Annotated in this window: 2 protein-coding genes; both read right to left on the reverse strand. The window is 57.5% G+C overall.

Translation table 11 applies throughout. The annotated features are described in order from the left end of the window. Positions 1–129 precede the first annotated feature (129 nt). Positions 130–1,212, reverse strand: a complete 1,083-nt coding sequence (locus tag ACH2EH_RS09570; protein WP_395141127.1) for a hypothetical protein — start codon at positions 1,210–1,212, stop codon at positions 130–132. Beyond that, a partial coding sequence (locus tag ACH2EH_RS09575; protein WP_395141129.1) for a TolB family protein occupies positions 1,209–1,780 on the reverse strand: 572 nt, incomplete at its 5' end. The genes ACH2EH_RS09575 and ACH2EH_RS09570, both read right to left, overlap by 4 nt.

Genomic DNA, 1,780 nt, shown 5'->3' on the forward strand with positions numbered 1-1,780 from the left:
AGGACTTGAACCTCCGACCTTTGGGTTATGAGCCCAACGAGCTACCAACTGCTCCACCCCGCGTCGTTGTATGCAAGAGGGAGTATAGCCCCCATAACGAGTTCTGTCAAGGAAATTATTGGACAATTTTCACCACCAGACAGGACGGTGATCACTGAGGGTTCCTGAGGTTAGCTGCTGAAGACCATTCGCCGAAAAATCGAGTAGCGCGAGGGCGAAGTTGCCTGACTGCGTTCGGACACTCATCGCGAGTTTACCGCCGTCGGGGCGGAAAGCGGGATGGTGGTAGTCACCAGGTTCGCTGGTGAGGCGGCGAGGTTCTTCTTTCATGTTGAGATCTATTTTCCAGAGATGTCGCTTCCCGGGAGCATCTTCAAAACTGGCCACGATGAAGCGGCCATCTGGTGAGAATGTGGGATCACTCGGCAAACCCACAGGGCAGCCTTCGAGAGCAATGGCATCCCCTCCCTTTGCGGGAATGCGCCAGAGAGCGGGTTGGCCCCCTCGATCTGAGACGAAGACGATCCAGCCACCACGGGGAGACCAGGTAGGCTGTGTGTCGTTGCCAAGGTGCTGTGTGAGCCGTCGTGGAGTGCCACCACCTGCCTCAATGACATAGAGTTCGTTGTTGTTATCGCGGTGGGAAACAAAAACAAGGGAGTTATCATCGGGTGCCCAGGCAGGCAGATCCGCATCGCCCCACTTGGGATTGGTAAGCTGGTGTGAGCGGGTCAGATTCTCCCCGACGGTAAAGAGGGTGAGCTGATTCGCGACGGGCGCAACATAGGCGAGGCGGCCTTTGCGAGGGGCACGAGCCGGGCTCTGGGCACCTACCGTGATATTGCGACGCAGTACCTCCGAGGCCTCCCCTCCTTCGCCGATCGCGCAGAGTCCGACGCCATCGCGCGCAAAGGTGAGTCTTGGCATCCGCAAGCGCCCGTAGTCTCGATCGGGCCAGCGGGGAAAGGGGCCGGGCCAGCGGGGAAAGGGATCGGTAAGAATAATGATGTCGCGCCCCTGATCCCGATCTCGATCGCTATCACGACGGTCATTGCGGTCATCACGGTTCTTGGTCTCTTCTCGGGTACGGGATTCTTTCTTCTCTTCTTTTTTTTCTTCCTGCTTCTTCTCCTCCCGCCCCCGTGCCTGGGCGAAGGCTCCGGCAGAGACAGAGACAGAGAGTAGAAGGCAAGTCAGAATCAGTGTTTTCAACGGCGTGCCCTCCGATTTGTGAGGAGCGCTCGGGAGTGTGGTGCGCTATCGCTCTCAGTGCTATCGGTGAGACGAACCACACTGGCACCATCCACGGCATCCATCGAGAAGATATCGAAGTTGCCTGTGCGATCTGAGTCGAAGAAGATTGTCTGACCATCGGCGCTGTAGCTAGGGGAGTCGTCGTCGAAGTCGTTGCTGGTCAGGCGACGGGGCTCTGAGCCATCGTTGGCGTTGATCGTATAGATTTCAAGCTTGCCATGCCGATCGGTGGCAAATGCAATGGTTCCTCCACTGGGCGACCAAGTCGGAAAATCGTCGGTGCCCGCGCTTGTGGTCAGGCGTTTTTGGTTATTTCCATCCACGTTCATGCTATAGAGCTCGTAGTTGCCATCGCGGTTGCTGGAAAAAGCGAGCTTGGTGCCGTCGGGCGACCAAGTGGGAGTTTGATCTTGCCCCGTGTTGTTTGTCAAGCGGCGCACAGTGCTGCCATCGGCATTCATGAGATAGATCTCGTCGTTGCCATCCCGGTCGGAGACAAAGGCAAGCTGGGTCCCATTGGGCGACC

The sequence above is a fragment of the Armatimonas sp. genome (genome assembly GCF_043760365.1).
Classification (GTDB): Bacteria; Armatimonadota; Armatimonadia; order Armatimonadales; family Armatimonadaceae; genus Armatimonas.